This is a genomic window from Geomonas sp. (genome assembly GCF_056994735.1).
The window spans coordinates 1-16,153 of the sequence record NZ_JBXKJL010000001.1 but is presented as its reverse complement, the minus strand read 5'-3'; the positions used below and the strand labels follow the sequence as shown (position 1 = coordinate 16,153).

Here is a 16,153-nt window from a genome sequence, read left to right as displayed (position 1 = left end):
TTCCTTGTTTAGCCGCTTAGCCTCGTCGCGCTGCCGGGAAAGGAGGGCCACCTCCTTTTGTGCAGCAGCCAGTTCCGAAGAAACCATCGTCATCCGAAGTGCAGTCTGCGCGAGCGAGTCTCTTTCCGCCGTCAGCTTGGCGTTTTCCGCCTTTGCGGTTTTCAGCTCGGCGGTGACTCCCAAATGAGATGCGGAGCCCTCTTGCACCTGGACCGACAGGGCATCCCTCTCGGCACGCAGCGCCTCCAGTTCGCTCGCCATCTTGATCAGGACGCCCGTAATCTCCTCTTGTTCCTTTCGATCCTTCCTCTCAGTAAATACGGCAGCAGCCTTCGGAATTGAGGCAACTAACGCGGCTGATACCGAAGCAGCGGAGGCTACTGAGGCAGCGGATATTGAAGCAACGGAAGCAACTGAAGGAACTGAAGCAGCTGAGGCAAGAGGTGCAGCAGGGGAAGGTAATACGGCGGTGGATTCTTCTTGGGGTATTGGTGGTTTTTGTTGGGCAGGAATTGGCGGCGTAGTTGCTTTTTTGGCATTGCTGGGGAAGTTGAATATCTTGAAGTTTCGTACAACTACCGCCCTCATCGCAGCACCGTAATCAAGATTCACTCGTTCCGGCGCAAACCCCATGGATCTGGCGAATTCGAGAGCTTGTTCCAGTGACTGCCGGTAGTTTTTCTCTGTGTCGCTGGAGTTGGAGTCGGTGTAGACAAAGTTGCGGCCATACTCAGCCGCCAACGAGACATAGACCTGAACGGTAGATTTCTTCTTCACCGCGCAGACGTAGGCGACGCGAGGTTCAGGACGAGAGCCGGTAAGGTCTATTGCGACGGGCTGGGATTCGAAAAGGTCCAGTACATCGGATTCCAGTGCTTCTATGCGGCCGAGTGACTTGTCCAATGCAAGCATGGGCGCCTCCCACTGAGTGTAGCTGTAGAAGGATTCGGCACCCGTTCAACAAAAAAAAACGGGTTGCCAAAAAAGATATTTCGGCAACCCGGCTGTCTACGTGAGACCCAATGGGCTTTCCGCCCCATCCTCGCGGATGGTTTAGTATTATCGTGTATCGCGAATTTTTAGTTTGCGTAGAATACAACAACAAATCAACTAAATCAAGATATTTCCAACCATATTTAATACTATTGTCACTTAACTGTAATCTTCTATAAGCTGCGCGGATGACAGTCTTGTTCGCATCCAGGGAACACCTTCACAATCAAAACCATCTGCCACGGAGACACGGAGAAAATCCGAGAAGGCAAGAACATTGAAAGTGAAAAGAGAATCTTCATCTTTCAACCAACGGCCGTCACCCTTCAACCAATGGTCGTCAACCAACTTGGTCAGGCCCCGACAGGGACAGCGAAAGGGTTGGACACCACGATTCCCTCACGTCAGCACTCGGAGGCTTGCTTTTGACTTTAGGTCTACTCCTGCTATAGTGTCGGCGTCCAGGTGGCATAAAGATGTGCGATGACAGCGAAAGGAGACGTTGAGCTATGAGATCTTTCTTTGGAATCTTATTAGTTATTCCAATCCTTGCTGCCTTCTGTGGACCAGTTGCTGCAGTCGAGAACAGATGTCCTGAAAGCGCACAAACGTTTTGGAAGGGGTTCCGGCAGAGTGTCCTTAAGAGAGATATGGATAGGGTAACAAAACTCACCCGCTTTCCCTTCGAAGTCCGCGGCAGCCTGGACAGTAGTGAGCAGAAAAGGCTCGGTCTAAATGACTTCATAACCACATTTCCAATGTTATTGGAGACTGACCCTGGGCTATCAGCTGAACCTTCAACTATGAGAACTTTGGTAGTAGCAACTGCCAAAGTACCGAACCGATACTGTAGCGCACATGGCAAACAATTTAGGGTCGGGACATGGTCATTTGAAATAACACCGGAAGGATGGCAATTCATAAGAGCTTATCTTGAGGATTAGGAACCTTCGAGAAAACGGAGAGCGATCATGACCAACCTCATCAAGCTACACGATCAAGGTGTTCAAGTCTGTAAGATACAGCTCCTATTAAATTCCAGTCTTATGCCAAGCCCGAACCTCAGAGTCGACGGCCACTTTGGGCCCCGAACCTTTCAAGCAGTGAAGTTGTTTCAGCAGCATAAAGGCCTGTCAGCCGATGGTGTTGTCGGTCCTAAAACTCTGATAGCTCTAGGACTGAAGAACGTCCTATCGCCAACTACACATGTAGTCTCGCCGCTTGCTCCTTGGATGGATATAGCAATTGCTGAGCTCGGGGTCCATGAAGATTCGCTTCCAGGGCAACACAATGCTCGGATTGTAGAGTATCATCAAACGACTACGCTGAAGGCAACGGACGATGAAACTCCATGGTGCTCAGCATTTGTTAACTGGGTAATGCAGAAAGCCGGCAAGAAAGGGACTAATAGTGCTGCTGCACGAAGTTGGCTGGAATGGGGTATCGAAGTGATCAACCCAACTCCGGGTGTAATAACTGTGATAAAGAGGAAGGTGGGTGGCTTCAGTCATGCGACCGGCTCACACTCTGGCTTTCATGTCGGATTCTTTGTTTCTTTGTCACCGCCTCATATTCGTTTGCTCGGCGGCAATCAAATGGATCAGGTAAAATACTCGAATTTTTCCTTGGAGAATTACGAGGTAAAGGGTTACAGAAAGCCCTTTTAAGAAGAGCCCGAGAGTGACACCACTGAAAGTGTATGCGTTGCTTGAAGCTATGCTAGACGCCCCCCTTTTTCTGACGCCAGTTGAGCTGCGGCACCAACTTCAAGGCGGTTCTCTTCGCCCCCGTTGGTCCACCGTGCTCGTTAATGCATCCCAACGCCTTCCCTGCTTGCGTTATGCCTCAGGTATTATACATGAGAAGCTCGTCTCCAACACTTTAAGGAGGCCCTTCCTTTCACGACGAACGCCAGGGAGATATATCCCGAACCAGGTGTACGAGGTTGAACTATGGCTCGACCAAACACCATCGAAACCATCACCGGTCTTACTTCCGTGGAAGCGGCAGAGGCATTGAAGGAGGAGGGGCCGAACGAACTCCCTGCCGCGAAGCGCCGCGGAAACCTGCGCATTGCCTGTGACGTCATGCGCGAACCGATGTTCCTCCTGCTGGTCGCCTGCGGCGCCATCTATCTTATTCTCGGCGACATGCACGAAGCCCTCATGCTGCTGGGCTTCGTGCTACTGGTCATGGTGATCACGCTCTACCAGGAGGGAAAGACCGAACGGGCGCTGGAGGCTTTGCGCGATCTCTCGAGCCCGCGAGCGTTGGTGATCCGCGATGGCGAGAGAATGAGGATCGCCGGGCGCGAGGTGGTCCGAGGGGACGTCATCCTGCTCGCGGAAGGGGACCGTGTACCCGCCGATGCCCTGGTTCTCGATGCGACCAACCTTTCGGCGGACGAATCGCTACTGACTGGGGAATCGGTGCCGGTGCGAAAAGTCGCAACGGAAGTGACGGCTCCGGCCCGGCCGGGAGGAGACGATCTCCCATTCGTCTTTTCGGGGACACTGATCGTGCAGGGGCAGGGGGTGGCACGGGTAATCGCCACCGGGGCGGACAGCGCGATCGGCCGGATCGGCAGGAATCTGGCGACGGTAACGACCGAAGAGGGCCTGCTCCAGCGGGAAACCGGGAAACTGGTCAGGGTGATGGCGGTCGCGGTGCTGGGTCTTTGCGTTCTGCTGGTAATCACCTACGGCATAAAGGGAGGGCAGTGGCTCTCCGGTGTCCTGGCCGGGCTTACCCTGGCGATGGCCGTGATGCCCAACGAGCTGCCGGTGGTCCTTACCATCTTCGTGGCACTGGGCGCATGGCGGCTTTCGCTGTCGCAGGTCCTTACCAGACACCCCCGCGTTGTGGAGACCCTCGGCTCCGCGACGGTCCTTTGCGTCGACAAGACCGGGACCCTCACCTACAACAGGATGATCGTCGCCACCCTGAGCAGCGAGGGAAGAACCTGCAGCGTACGGGATTTTCGCGAAAATCCGCCGCCGGAGATCTTTCACGACCTGGTGGAGTACAGCATCCTTGCCAGCCAGCGGGACCCGTTCGATCCGATGGAGCGGGCGATCAAGGAGTTCGGGGAGCATTACCTCGCCCACACCGAGCACCTTCACGCCGAATGGATCCTGGAGCGTGAATACCCGCTGTCTCCGGGACTGTTGGCGATGTCCCACGTCTGGCGCTCATCCAAGGGTGAAGAATATGTCATCGCTGCCAAGGGTGCTCCCGAGGCGATAGCGGATCTCTGCCATTTCGACCAGGCACAACTGGAAAAGCTGATGACGCAGGTGACGAGGATCTCCGAGGAGGGGCTGCGGGTACTGGGGGTGGCACGCTCGTTGTTCAAGGAAGCAGGTCTGCCGGGAGAACAGCACGACTTTACCTTCGAATTCCTCGGCCTGATCGGATTGGCCGACCCGGTGAGACCGACGGTGGCCCCTTCCCTACAGGACTGCTACCGGGCAGGTATCAGGATGATCATGATCACAGGCGACTATCCCGGCACGGCGCGGAGCGTCGCCCGCGAAATAGGCCTGGCAGCGCCGGAGGAGGTTATCACCGGTCCTGAATTAGACACCATGGATGATGACCAGCTTAAGCGGCGGATCACGACGGTCAACGTCTTCGCCAGGGTCGTGCCGGAGCAAAAACTCCGCCTGGTGCAGGCCCTGAAGCAAAATGGGGAGATCGTCGCCATGACTGGCGATGGCGTCAACGATGCCCCCGCCCTCAAATCGGCGCATATCGGCATCGCCATGGGGGGCCGCGGCACCGACGTGGCCCGCGAGGCGGCGGACCTGGTGCTGCTGGATGACGACTTCGCCTCAATCGTGCGGGCGATCAGGATGGGGCGGCGCATCTTTGACAACCTGAAGAAAGCCATGGCCTACCTCCTGGCCATTCACGTTCCCATCGCCGGCATGTCGCTCATCCCCGTCCTTTTCACCTGGCCGCTTTTGTTCATGCCGGTCCACATCGCCTTTCTCCACATGATCATCGACCCTGCGTGCTCCATCGTCTACGAAATGGAACACGCCGAACCGACGACCATGAGCCGCCCCCCCAGGGACCCGAGGGAGCCGCTCTTCGGAAAACGCATCGTGCTTATCAGCATCCTGCAAGGTCTTGGAATCCTGGCGACTCTGCTTGCCGTCTTCGGAATCAGCCTCGCGCGTGGCCAGGGTGAACTCGAGGCGCGGACCCTGGCCTTCACCTCGCTGATGATAGCCAACCTTTTCCTCATGCTGACCAACAGGTCATGGAGTCTTTCCATGATCCGGAGTGTTCGCATTGCGAACCCCGCGCTTTGGTGGGTGACGGGAGGGGCAATAGGCTTCCTGTACCTGGTGCTGAAGGTTCCGATATTGCGCGGCTTGTTCCGCTTTTCGGAACTGCACTACATCGACGTTGCCATCTGCACCGGGCTGGGAATTGTCAGCGTGGTGTGGTTTGAGGTATTCAAGAAGTTCGCTAGGAGGTGAAGCTTTGTCCCGGAGCCTACTTCCGGGAAAAGGTCCGTTTCCGCCCCTCGAGGTCGACGGCGACGTAGGTATAGGAAGCTTCGGTCACGATGAACATCTCCCCTTCTTCACCATCCTGTAATTCCTGCAAACGCGGCTTCACCCATACCTCCAGCCTGATGGCGATGGAGGTGTTTCCCATCCTGGTGACCTTGCCGTAGCAGCAGACGACGTCACCCACCTTGACCGGCTTGATGAACTTCATGGCGTCGACCGCAATGGTGACCGCGCGCCCCCCGGAAAGCTCCATGGCCATCATGCCGCCCGCAAGGTCCATCTGGGACATGATCCATCCACCGAAGATGTCGCCGCTTGCGTTGGTGTCGCCCGGCAAGGGCATGGTACGGAGGAGCAACTCCCCCTCAGGTCCTGCACTTTGTTCCGTCAACTCGATAACCTCCGTTTTGTACTCCCATCCCTGGTCGCAGCTCATCCCCCTCCCAACCTTCCTTCGAAACTGCTCCCTCTCCCGGAGGGCGAGGGGGAGCTTGAACTGTGGAGAAATGGGCAGGTGCAAGTAGCTAACCGGACAACGCTGGGGGTGGGGTGGATTTTTAAATGGCCTGCCCTGCCCCGAGTTCATACTTCAGAAGCAGGTGTCCCATCTTGTCCCGCTTGGTCTTCAGATAGATCACGTTGGTTGCGGAAGGCGGAATCTCGATCGGCACCCGCTCCACGACGTCCATCCCGTACCCCTGGAATCCCACCAGCTTCTTCGGGTTGTTGGTCATGAGGCGGATCTTCTTGATGCCGAGGTTCGCCAGGATCTGCGCCCCGATGCCGTAGTCCCGCAGGTCCGCCTTGAAACCCAGCGCCAGGTTGGCCTCCACCGTGTCATGCCCCTGGTCCTGCAGCGCGTAAGCCTTCAGTTTGTTGGTGAGGCCGATGCCGCGCCCTTCCTGGCGCATGTACAGGATCACCCCCGCCCCTTCCTTCTCGATCTGCTCCATGGCGTTGTGCAGCTGCGAAGCGCAGTCGCACCGGACGCTGCCGAAAACGTCGCCGGTGAGGCACTCGGAATGGACCCGCACCAGGACCGGCTGGTCCCCCCGGATCTCACCCTTGACCAGCGCAAGATGCTCCAGGTTGTCGATGTCGTTTTCGAAGGCCACCGCCCTGAAGGTGCCGTACTCCGTGGGGAGCGCCACCTCGACCGACCTCCTCACCAGCGACTCATGCTTCATGCGGTAGGCGACCAAATCGGCTATGGTGCAGACCTTTATCCCGTGCTCCTTCGCGAACTCCTTCAGCTCGGGCATGCGCGACATGGTGCCGTCCTCGTTCATGATCTCGCAGATGACGCCGGAGGGCTCAAGCCCTGCCAGCCGGGCGAGGTCGACCGAACCCTCGGTCTGGCCGGCCCGCACCAGCACGCCGCCGTTTCTGGCTCTCAGCGGAAAGACATGGCCGGGCCTCGCCAGATCGGCAGCCTCGGCACCGGGGGCCACGGCGGTCAGAATGGTGTGGGCGCGGTCGGCCGCCGAGATGCCGGTGGTAACCCCCTTCCTGGCCTCGATCGAAACGGTGAAAGCGGTGCCGAAGGAGGAGGTGTTACTCTGCACCATGGGCGCGAGGTCCAGCCGGTCGCAGCGTTCGGCGGTCATGGTGAGACAGATGAGGCCCCGGCCGTGCTTGGCCATGAAGTTGATGGCCTCAGGCGTCACGCACTGAGCGGCCATGGTCAGGTCCCCCTCGTTCTCGCGGTCCTCGTCATCCACCAGGATCACCATCCTGCCGGCCCTGATCTCCTCGATGGCTTCCTCTATGCTGGCAACAGACATTGCTACTCCCTCCTCTAGGCTCCTGATACCGAATGGCGGCGCGCGCCACTGCGTTGAAACCGCTGCAGTGTCATTTGCATGCCTTCCCTGATGATATCCGATACCGTTTTCGAGGTTTCGAGCCTCATCAGCTCGATCACCTCTTTCTCCTCGTCATTGATGCGCACCGAGACGATGTATCTTTTTGGCTGAATTTTATCTTCGTCCATCTGCTGCCCCCCAAAGCCGACAGCCGCCGAAGAAGGCACGCTGTCTCGTCATACGCTTATTTCGCCTGATTGTCCACAAGAGTCTTGACGTTAACGTAAAATTACCCCTCCACATCCGTGCCTCATGGGACCAGCACGACCTTCCCGTAGCTCCGCCTGGTGGCGAGGTCATCAAGCGCCACGGCAGCTTCCGAGAGGGGATATTGCCGAGAGATCACCGGCTTTATGACGCCGTTCCGGTGCAAGGCAAATAGAGCCGAAAAGGTTGAGCTTCCCAGATCCGGATCCCTCAAGCGCCGTTCGCCCCAGATGACGCCGGACACAATGGCGCTTTTCAGGAGGAGGCGGTTGGCCGGGATTGAACCGATCCGCCCCGATGCGAAGCCGAGAATGAGGAGCCTGCCGCACCAGGCAAGGCACTTGAGACTGAGGTCGGTCACCTCTCCTCCGACAGGATCGCAGATGATGTCGGCGCCACGCCCCGCGGTCACCTCCTTCACCTGCGCCACCCAGTCCTCCTTCAGATAGTCGAAAGCGAAATCGGCGCCTTGCTCGCGGCAGAAGGCTGTTTTCTCCGGGCCTCCGGCAGTGGCGATGACCTTCCCTCCGAAAGCCTTGGCGAGCTGGATGGCGGCCAGCCCCACCCCTCCGGCGCCGGCGTGGACCAGGACCACATCGCCGGGCCTGATCCCCGCGCTGTGCTGCAGCGCCGTATACGCCGTCGGGTAAACGATGGAGAAGACCGACCCTTCGACCGAGGACATCGAGTCGGGCATGGGCACCGCGTCGCCGTCGTCGACCAGGGCATATTCCGCGTACCCACCCCAGCCGACGATCCCCATGATCCGCTCGCCGCCCCTGAACCGGGACCCGGCTCCGGCCTGGACCACGCGCCCGGCAACTTCCACGCCGGGGGTGAAGGGCAAGGGTGGCTTGACCTGGTAAAGCCCCCGGATCATCAAAGTGTCCAGGAAGTTCAACGCCGCCGACTCGACCCGCACCAGGATCTGCCCCTTCCCGGGCTCGGGGATGGGAAGCTCGGCAAGCTCCATCTCCCCCGGCGTGCACAACCTCCGCACCACCCAGGCCTTCATCGTCCCCTTTTTCACCGTGTGCCTCCAAGGGTATAAAGTCCCCCCTCTCCCTCCGGGAGAGGGTCAGGGTGAGGGAAGCCGCTATCTTCGTGGCACTTGCCCTCACCCCAGCCCTCTCCCAGGGGGAGAGGGAGCCATTCAGAGTGGGAATAACTTTATCCGGCGCTGAGTTGGTTTTGACCGCGCTGCCCCGGATGGACTTCCAGGGTCAGCAGGCCTGCAGCTTAGCGGTCAGCGCCGGGACGAACTGCAGGACGTCGGCAACGACCAGGACGTCGGCCTCCTCCCCGATGGGAGCATCCTTGTCCTTGTTGATGGCCACGATGAAGTCGGACTTCTTCATGCCCGCCAGGTGCTGGATCGCGCCGCTGACCCCGCAGGCGACGTACAGCTTGGGGCTGACCGTCTGACCGGTGGTCCCGACCTGGTGGCTGTGCTCGACCCAGCCGGCGTCAACGACCGGGCGGCTCGCCCCCAGCTCCCCTCCCATGGCTTTGGCCAAGGCGGCAATGACGGGGACGTTGTCCTTCTTGCCGATACCGCGTCCGGCGGTTACGATGATGTCGGCCTTGGTGAGGTCGACGTCCTTAGCTTCCGCCGGCTCGTAGCCAAGGAATTCGACCGCCGCGGTCCCGGAAATATCCAGTCGCTGCAGCTGCGGTGCTCCTCCCTCCTTCAGCACGGGGAAGGCTCCCGCCTGGATGGTGAGCACCGACCTGCTGGTGGAGGGTTTCACCGTCCTGCGCATCTTGGCGTTGCAGCAACCGACTTCGAAGCCGCCATCGACCAGGGCCGAGATCTCGGAGACCTGGGCGACCTTCAGGGAAGCCGCCACCCGCGGGGCCAGGTCCCACCCGTAGGAGGAGTGGGCAAAGACGATGCAATCGGGGTTTTCCCTCTGCACCGCCTCCAGCACCAGTTGCTTGTGGAGGTCCGGGTTGTACTCTCCGTACCTGGCAGCATCGGCCAGATAGAGAGCGCCGCCGAATTCAGGCAACTGGCTCTCGCTCCCCACCAGCAGCAGCACGGCGTCGGCCCCCAGCCTGGAGGCGAAGCCGATCAGCTCGTATGTCGTTTCCAGGATTTTTCCTTCTCTATATTCGCCGACCAGTAAAGCTTTCATGATTCCCCCCCTACCGCAGCACCGCGGTTTTTTCTTTGAGAATGCCTATCAGTTGATCGACCATCGGCCCCATTTCGCCTTCCAGCACCACGCCGCCGCCTTTCTTGGCCGGAGGATGGAAGCTCACCGTCGCCGAGAGGGACTCTTCCTTGAGGAGCTCCGCCACCTGGATGGTCACCATCTCCTTTTTCTTGGCCTTCATGATGTTGGGAAGGGTCGGATAGCGGGGAACGTTGAGGCCGAGCTGGCAGGTCACCAGCGCCGGGGTCTTCATCCTGACCACACCTTTCACGCCCCCTTCAAGCTCCCGCTTTCCGGTGACCAGGCCATCTTTGTAGGCGAAATTGACCAGGGTGGTGCTGCAGGCGTAGCCGAGCTGTTCGGCTATGCACACCCCGACCTGGGCGGAGCCGCGGTCCTGGGACTGGAATCCGGTGAAGATCAGGTCGAACCCCTTGTCCTTGGCGTAGGCGGCGATGATGGCGGCGATCTGCCACGGATCCTTCCGTGCGGAGGCGGGATCCTGGACGTGGACGGCGTTGTCGCATCCCATGGCCAGCGCCTTCCTGACCGCTTCCACGACCTTGTCCGAGCCGATGGACAGGACCGTGACCTGTGCGGCCTCGCCCAATTGCTCCTTGAGTTGGACCGCCTGCTCGACTGCGTACTCGTCGTACTCGTTCATGCGCCAGGCGAGATCAGCCTCATCAAACCACACTCCGCTGCTGTTGACCTTGAAGCGGGATTCCATGTCGGGAACCTGCTTGATACATACCAGGATCTTCATGATCTTCTCCTTTCGTTTTGTAATGCCTGCTGCGGATACCCGATGCCGTCGACCACCCCTCCGGAGGAAGGGACTTTGCTGCGAAACCTTAACTAGCGGCCACCTCACACCCGCTCGAAGACGGTGGCGATCCCCTGACCGAGCCCGATGCACAGGGACGCCAGGCCGTAGCGGGAGCCGCGGCGCTTCATCTCGTGAACGAGGGTGGCGGTGATGCGCGCCCCGGTGGAGCCGAGCGGATGGCCCATGGCGATGGAGCCGCCGTTCACGTTGACCTTTGCCTGATCGATTCCCAGCTCGCGGATGCAGGGGATGGACTGGGCCGCGAAGGCTTCGTTGAGCTCGAACAGGTCGATGTCGCCGATGGTCAGCCCGGTCCGCTCCAGCACCTTGCGGATGGCGGGGATCGGCCCGAGCCCCATGAAGGAGGGGTCGCAGCCGGCCACGGCGCTCCCGACCACCCGGACCAGCGGCCGGTACCCGAGACGCTTCGCGGTGTCGGCCTCCATGAGGAGGAGTGCGGCGGCGCCGTCATTGATCCCGCTGGAGTTGCCGGCGGTCACGGTGCCGTCCTTCTTGAAGGCGGGGCGCAGGCTGGCCAGTTGCTCCAGGGTCACGTCGGAGCGCGGGAACTCGTCCCGGTCGACCACGATCGGATCGCCTTTTTTCTGCGGCAGCAGGACCGGCACCATCTCGTCCCTGAAGAGGCCCGCGGCGTCGGCCCGGGCCCATTTGCGCTGCGACTCCAGCGCGAACTCGTCCTGCTCCAGGCGGGTCAAGCCGTACCTCTGCGCGACGTTCTCGGCGGTGTCCCCCATGCTTTCCTTGGCGTAGGGATCCGGCATCTTCGGATTGGTGAAGCGCCAGCCGATGGTGGAGTCGAAGACCTTGAAGTCCCGGGAGAAGGGTGACTCGGATTTGGCGAAGACGAAGGGGGCGCGGGTCATGGACTCCACGCCGCCGGCGATCAGGATATCCCCCTCCCCCACCTTGATGGCATGGGCCGCGCTGTTCACGGCGTTCAGGCCGGAAGCGCAGAGGCGGTTTATGGTCTGCCCGCCCACCGAGTGGGGGAGCCCCGCCAGAAGCGCCGCCATGCGCCCCACGTTCCGGTTGTCCTCGCCCGCCTGATTGGTGCACCCGAGCACCACGTCCTCGATCAGCGCGGGGTCCAGGCTGTTGCGCCTGACCAGCTCGGCTATGCAGAGCGCCGCCAGATCGTCCGGGCGTACACCCTTGAGGGCGCCGGCAAATTTTCCTACCGGTGTTCTTACCGCATCGATAATTACCGCTTCACGCATTGGCTCCTCCAGATTCCAAAATGACTCGATGATCCCCGTTCGGGCTGATCGTGATGATTCCGTTCGGCTGATCGTGATGATTCCGTTCGGCTGATCGTTATGATTCCGTTCGCCCTGAGCCTGTCGAAGGACGCATTTTTGATTCCCTACGGTCTCAGCCCCTCGGCCACCACCTCGGCGATATCCTTCACCTGGGTGTGATCCGCCTGCAGATCCTTCAAACCGTCGGCGAACATGGTGAGGCAGTAGGGGCAGCTCACGCAGAGGGTGTCCGGTTTCTGCTTCAGTGCCTCTCCGATGCGGTTGAGGTTGATCCTCGCCCCCTCCTGCTCCTCCATCCACATCCTCCCCCCGCCGGCTCCGCAGCAGAAGGAATTCTCGTGGTTACGCTCGAGCTCGATGGGTGCGTTCCCCGTGGCCGCCGCGATCACCTTGCGAGGGGGTTCGTAGACGTCGTTGTGCCGTCCGAGGTAGCAGGAGTCATGGAAGGCGATCTTGCCGAGATCCGTTACCTCCCGCTTGAGCTTCAGCTTCCCGGTGCTGAGGAGGCTGTCGATCAGCTCGCTGTGATGGATGACCTCCAGCTCCAGCCCGTACTGCCGGTAATCGTTTTTCAAGGTGGTGAAGCAGTGCGGGCACTGGGTAATGACCTTGGTGACCCGCTTCTCCTTGAATAGCTGCACGTTCTGCTTCGCCATCTTATCGAACACGAACTCGTTCCCCAGGCGCCGCAGCGAATCGCCGCAGCACGGCTCCTCCTTGCCGAGGACGCCCCAGGAGACGCCGGCGGCATCGAGGATGGTGGCCAGCGCCACCGTGACGTGCTTTTGCCGGGAGTCGAAGGAACCGGCGCACCCGACGTAGAGGAGGTATTCGGTCTGCTCCGCCTCGAACGCCCTTACATCCATGGTCGAGTACCACTTGGTCCGGTCGGTGGGAGCGATGCCCCAGGGATTGGATCTCCCCTCCACGTTTTCGAACAGGGTCAGCAGTTCCTCCGGGAAGGCCGATTTCATCTGCACCAGGTGCCGTCTCATCTTGACGATCTTCGGCATCTGCTCGATGAAGACGGGGCAGATCGCCATGCAGGCGCCGCAGGTGGTGCAGGACCAGATGGCCTGTTCCGATACGCTCCCCTCCCCTTCGCCGATCAGCTGCCGGCCTGGGACGATCTTTCCATTACGGTCGGGAAGGGAATTCAGCAGGTTCATCTTGATGTCGTGCACGACCTGCCGCGGGTTCAGGGCCTTGCCGGTGGCAACCGCGGGGCAGACGCTCTGGCAGCGGCCGCACTCGGTGCAGGAGAAGCCGTCAAAAAGGTCCTTCCAGGCAAGCTCAGTGACCTCACCCGCCCCGAAGCTCCCACCCTTCACAAACTCTTCCCGGGGCTGGGTGTTGGGCTTTTCCAGACTCCTGAAGAAGCAGTTGGGGATGGCGGTCAGTATGTGCATGTGCTTGCTGTGGGGGAGGTAGTTCATGAACAGCAGCAGCACGATGGCATGCAGCCACCAGAAGAAGGTGACCAGTTGCTGAAGCTTTTCCGGTCCAAAGCCCCCCAGAAACCGAGCCGCCACGCTCGACACCGGGAGAAATCCGGGAGCCGGCTCCTGTCCCAGGGCGATCACCGCTCCGTGCAGCCCGAAGTAGGCGAGCATGAGGACCCCTATGGCGGCCAGGATCAGAAAGGCCTCCGGGCTGCGTGCCCCGGCATAGGAGGTCCCCATGTAATCGGGGGGGAAGAAGAGACGGCGCAGGGCGGCCAAGACCACTCCTGCCAAAGCGAGGAACGACACCGCATCGAAGGCCAGCAGCAGGGCGTGGTGCAGCGGGTCGGGAAGGAGCGAGAGGCTCAGGGCGGGGAAGAGTCCCGAGACGAGGAACTCACCGTTGGCCAGGAGCAGGATGACGAAGGCCCAGAAGAGGACGGCATGGTTGAGGCCGAAGGGCCTGGCCACCACCCTCTTCTGGCCGAAAGCGTAGAGGAGCACGCCGAGGATCCTCTCCCCCGGGTTCGTCAACCGGTACTCCGGCTGGCCGACCGCAACAAGGGAGAGCCTCCTCTGGCAGCTCCAGACGAAGAGGATAAGGGATCCGATCAACAGCGGCGCGTAGATAGTTATATTTGGGTTCACGGCGTACCTCACAAAAAGACTGCAGGCTGATGGTTGTGGTAACTACTGCTTCATCTCCCGGATGCCCCTGGTAAGTTCGGGGACGACCTGGAAGAGGTCGCCGACTATGCCGTAGTGGGCCACCTCGAAGATGGGGGCCTCCTTGTCGCGGTTGATGGCTATGATCAGGTCGGAGTCCTGCATCCCCACCAGGTGCTGGATGGCGCCGGAGATGCCGCAGGCGATGTAGATCTTGGGGCGGACCGTCTTGCCCGTCTGCCCGACCTGCCGCTCATGGGGCATCCACCCCGCATCGACCGCGCTCCTGGAAGCTCCCACCACGCCCCCGAGCTCTTCGGCGAGCTCCCTGAGCATGGAGAAATTGGCGGGTCCCATCATACCGCGGCCGCCGGAGACGATGAACTCCGCCCCCGCCACATCCACGTGGTCCTTCCCCTTCTGGTCCCTGATCACCTCCAGGACCTTGGTCATGATGTCCTTCTCCTCGACGGGGCAGGAAATCCGGACGATCTCGCCGCTTCTCCCCGCCTTGCGCTCGGGAAGGGCCATGACGTGGGGTCGCACCGTGGCCATCTGCGGACGGAAGCGGTCGCACATGATGGTGGCCATGATGTTGCCGCCGAAGGCCGGGCGGGTCTGCATCAGGTTCCGCTTGTCGTCGACGGCGAGCCCCGTGCAGTCGGCGGTAAGTCCCGTTCCGACCACGGTGGCTACGGCCCCGGCGAGGTCGCGCCCCAGGCCGGTGGCTCCCATGAGGATGATCTCCGGCTTGTGCAGGTCGATCAGGTGGCAGAGCGCCTTGAGATACGATTCGGTGCGGTAATGTCTGAAGACCGGGGCATCGACCAGGTAGGCCTTGTCGGCGCCGTAGGCGAAGGCTTCCTGGCAAAGCGGCTCGACCTTTTCGCCCATGACCAGGGCTATCAGCTCGACCCCCAGGGCATCGGCGAGCTCGCGTCCTTTCCCCAAAAGCTCCCAGGAGACCCGGGCCGCCTCTCCCTCGGTCTGCTCGATGAAGACCCACACGCCGCGGTAGGCCGCGAGCTTCTCGGCCAGCGCCCTGGCCTCCGGGTCGTCGTCATCGAGAGCGCCGGGGGCGTCTTTCATCAGCTCGTCGAGAAGCTTCTGCTCCTCGGGGGTGAAGAAAAGGTCGATGGCCTGGGCCGGGCAGACCTTGACGCACTTGACGCAGCCTATGCACTTCTCGCTGGTGATGACCGGCTCGCCCGCCTCGTTCATGCTGATGATGTTGATCGGGCAGGAACTCTCGCAGCGGGCCCCGCAGGCGATGCATTTCCCTTCCACTACCTGCGCCTTGCCGCGCGGTTTCTTGATAGTTTTCTTGGTGTCAGTCATCTTTCTCGCTCCTCGCTCTTTAGACCGGCAACAGGTCCTTACTCATAAGTTTGTCCAGGAGGAGCCTCGCCGAACTCTTCGGGTCGCGCAGGCCGTCGCCGACGATCTCCCCTTTTTCCCGCTGCGGGGAAAAGATCCTGCTGACCCAGGTGGGGGACCCCTTGAGGCCGATGGTGCCCACGTCCAGCTTCAGCACCTCGTTGTTCCAGACCGTGACCTCGCTGTCCTGGGATTCCAGCCTAAGCGGGACGGTTGGGTAGCGGGGGCGGTTGAGTTCCCGCACCACGGTGAGCATGGCCGGCATGGGAGCCTCGACGATCTCGTAGCGTCCTTCGAGCTTCCTTCTCACCCTGATCACCTTCCTGGACAGGTCCACCTCCTTCACCCGGTCGACCAGGGTGAGCTGGCTGTAGCGGTTGCGGGTGGCTATCCCGGGGCCGACCTGGGCGGTGTCGCCGTCGATGGTCTGCTTGCCGCAGAAGACCAGCCCCACCTTCTCGGTCTCACCGAGCTTCTCGATGGCTGCCGAGATGACCTTGCTGGTCGCCAGGGTGTCGGCGCCGCCGAAGGCGCGGTCGGAGAGGAGGATCGCCTGGTCGGCCCCCATGGCCAGAGCCTTTCTCAGGGTGGCCTCGGCGTTGGGGGGACCCATGGAGAGGGCGACCACCCTGAAGCCGAAGCGGTCCTTCATGCGCAGCGCCTCTTCCAGGGCATGGGTGTCGTAGGGGTTGGCGATGAAGGGTATCCCCTCGCGAACCAGGGTGTTGGTTACCGGGTCGATCTGGACCTGGGTGGTGTCCGGCACTTGTTTGATGCAGACGACGATTAGCATGGTGAACCTCGCTTGA

The 16,153-nt window shown here is 60.6% G+C and carries 14 protein-coding genes and 1 riboswitch; of the genes, 3 read left to right on the top strand and 11 right to left on the bottom strand.

Annotated features, from left to right (window positions below):
• Positions 1-912, bottom strand: a 912-nt coding sequence (locus AC11W3_RS00070; RefSeq protein ID WP_484092269.1) for a hypothetical protein, incomplete at its 3' end; no start/stop codon positions are given.
• A 79-nt stretch (positions 913-991) separates the two neighbouring features.
• A riboswitch (cyclic di-GMP riboswitch) is annotated at positions 992-1,068 on the bottom strand.
• A gap of 434 nt (positions 1,069-1,502) precedes the next feature.
• On the opposite strand from AC11W3_RS00070, the gene AC11W3_RS00065 reads away from it, so the two are divergent.
• The 3 genes from AC11W3_RS00065 to AC11W3_RS00055 all read left to right on the top strand — a co-directional run bounded on the left by AC11W3_RS00065 (position 1,503) and on the right by AC11W3_RS00055 (position 5,483).
• On the top strand, positions 1,503-1,937 hold the full coding sequence (locus tag AC11W3_RS00065; protein ID WP_484090474.1) for a hypothetical protein: 435 nt from the start codon (positions 1,503-1,505) through the stop codon (positions 1,935-1,937).
• 27 nt (positions 1,938-1,964) lie between these two features.
• Positions 1,965-2,660: an NlpC/P60 family protein gene (locus AC11W3_RS00060; RefSeq protein ID WP_484090473.1), complete on the top strand. Its 696-nt coding sequence runs from the start codon at positions 1,965-1,967 to the stop codon at positions 2,658-2,660.
• A gap of 285 nt (positions 2,661-2,945) precedes the next feature.
• Complete coding sequence (locus AC11W3_RS00055) at positions 2,946-5,483, top strand: cation-translocating P-type ATPase (protein ID WP_484090472.1); 2,538 nt, start codon at positions 2,946-2,948, stop codon at positions 5,481-5,483.
• A gap of 16 nt (positions 5,484-5,499) precedes the next feature.
• On the opposite strand, the gene AC11W3_RS00050 is transcribed toward AC11W3_RS00055, so the two are convergent.
• The 10 genes from AC11W3_RS00050 to AC11W3_RS00005 form a co-directional block, all read right to left on the bottom strand.
• Complete coding sequence (locus AC11W3_RS00050) at positions 5,500-5,910, bottom strand: acyl-CoA thioesterase (RefSeq protein ID WP_484092268.1); 411 nt, start codon at positions 5,908-5,910, stop codon at positions 5,500-5,502.
• Positions 5,911-6,076: 166 nt separating this feature from the next.
• Complete coding sequence (locus AC11W3_RS00045; RefSeq protein WP_484090470.1) at positions 6,077-7,303, bottom strand: bifunctional 3,4-dihydroxy-2-butanone-4-phosphate synthase/GTP cyclohydrolase II; 1,227 nt, start codon at positions 7,301-7,303, stop codon at positions 6,077-6,079.
• A 14-nt stretch (positions 7,304-7,317) separates the two neighbouring features.
• A complete protein-coding gene (locus AC11W3_RS00040; protein WP_484090469.1) occupies positions 7,318-7,512 on the bottom strand; it encodes a hypothetical protein in 195 nt (64 codons plus the stop codon).
• Between the two features lie 122 nt (positions 7,513-7,634).
• Positions 7,635-8,621, bottom strand: coding sequence for an NADPH:quinone oxidoreductase family protein (locus AC11W3_RS00035; RefSeq protein WP_484092267.1), 987 nt, complete (start codon positions 8,619-8,621; stop codon positions 7,635-7,637).
• Between the two features lie 193 nt (positions 8,622-8,814).
• Complete coding sequence (locus AC11W3_RS00030; RefSeq protein WP_484090467.1) at positions 8,815-9,729, bottom strand: electron transfer flavoprotein subunit alpha/FixB family protein; 915 nt, start codon at positions 9,727-9,729, stop codon at positions 8,815-8,817.
• A gap of 10 nt (positions 9,730-9,739) precedes the next feature.
• Entirely contained in the window at positions 9,740-10,516 is a 777-nt protein-coding gene (locus AC11W3_RS00025; protein WP_484090466.1) for an electron transfer flavoprotein subunit beta/FixA family protein, read from the bottom strand.
• A 104-nt stretch (positions 10,517-10,620) separates the two neighbouring features.
• Positions 10,621-11,817, bottom strand: a complete 1,197-nt coding sequence (locus tag AC11W3_RS00020; protein WP_484090465.1) for a thiolase family protein — start codon at positions 11,815-11,817, stop codon at positions 10,621-10,623.
• Between the two features lie 146 nt (positions 11,818-11,963).
• Positions 11,964-13,949: a (Fe-S)-binding protein gene (locus AC11W3_RS00015; protein ID WP_484090464.1), complete on the bottom strand. Its 1,986-nt coding sequence runs from the start codon at positions 13,947-13,949 to the stop codon at positions 11,964-11,966.
• Positions 13,950-13,991: 42 nt separating this feature from the next.
• Entirely contained in the window at positions 13,992-15,305 is a 1,314-nt protein-coding gene (locus tag AC11W3_RS00010; protein ID WP_484090463.1) for an FAD-binding protein, read from the bottom strand.
• Between the two features lie 19 nt (positions 15,306-15,324).
• On the bottom strand, positions 15,325-16,137 hold the full coding sequence (locus AC11W3_RS00005) for an electron transfer flavoprotein subunit beta/FixA family protein (RefSeq protein ID WP_484090462.1): 813 nt from the start codon (positions 16,135-16,137) through the stop codon (positions 15,325-15,327).
• Between the last annotated feature and the right edge of the window lie 16 nt (positions 16,138-16,153).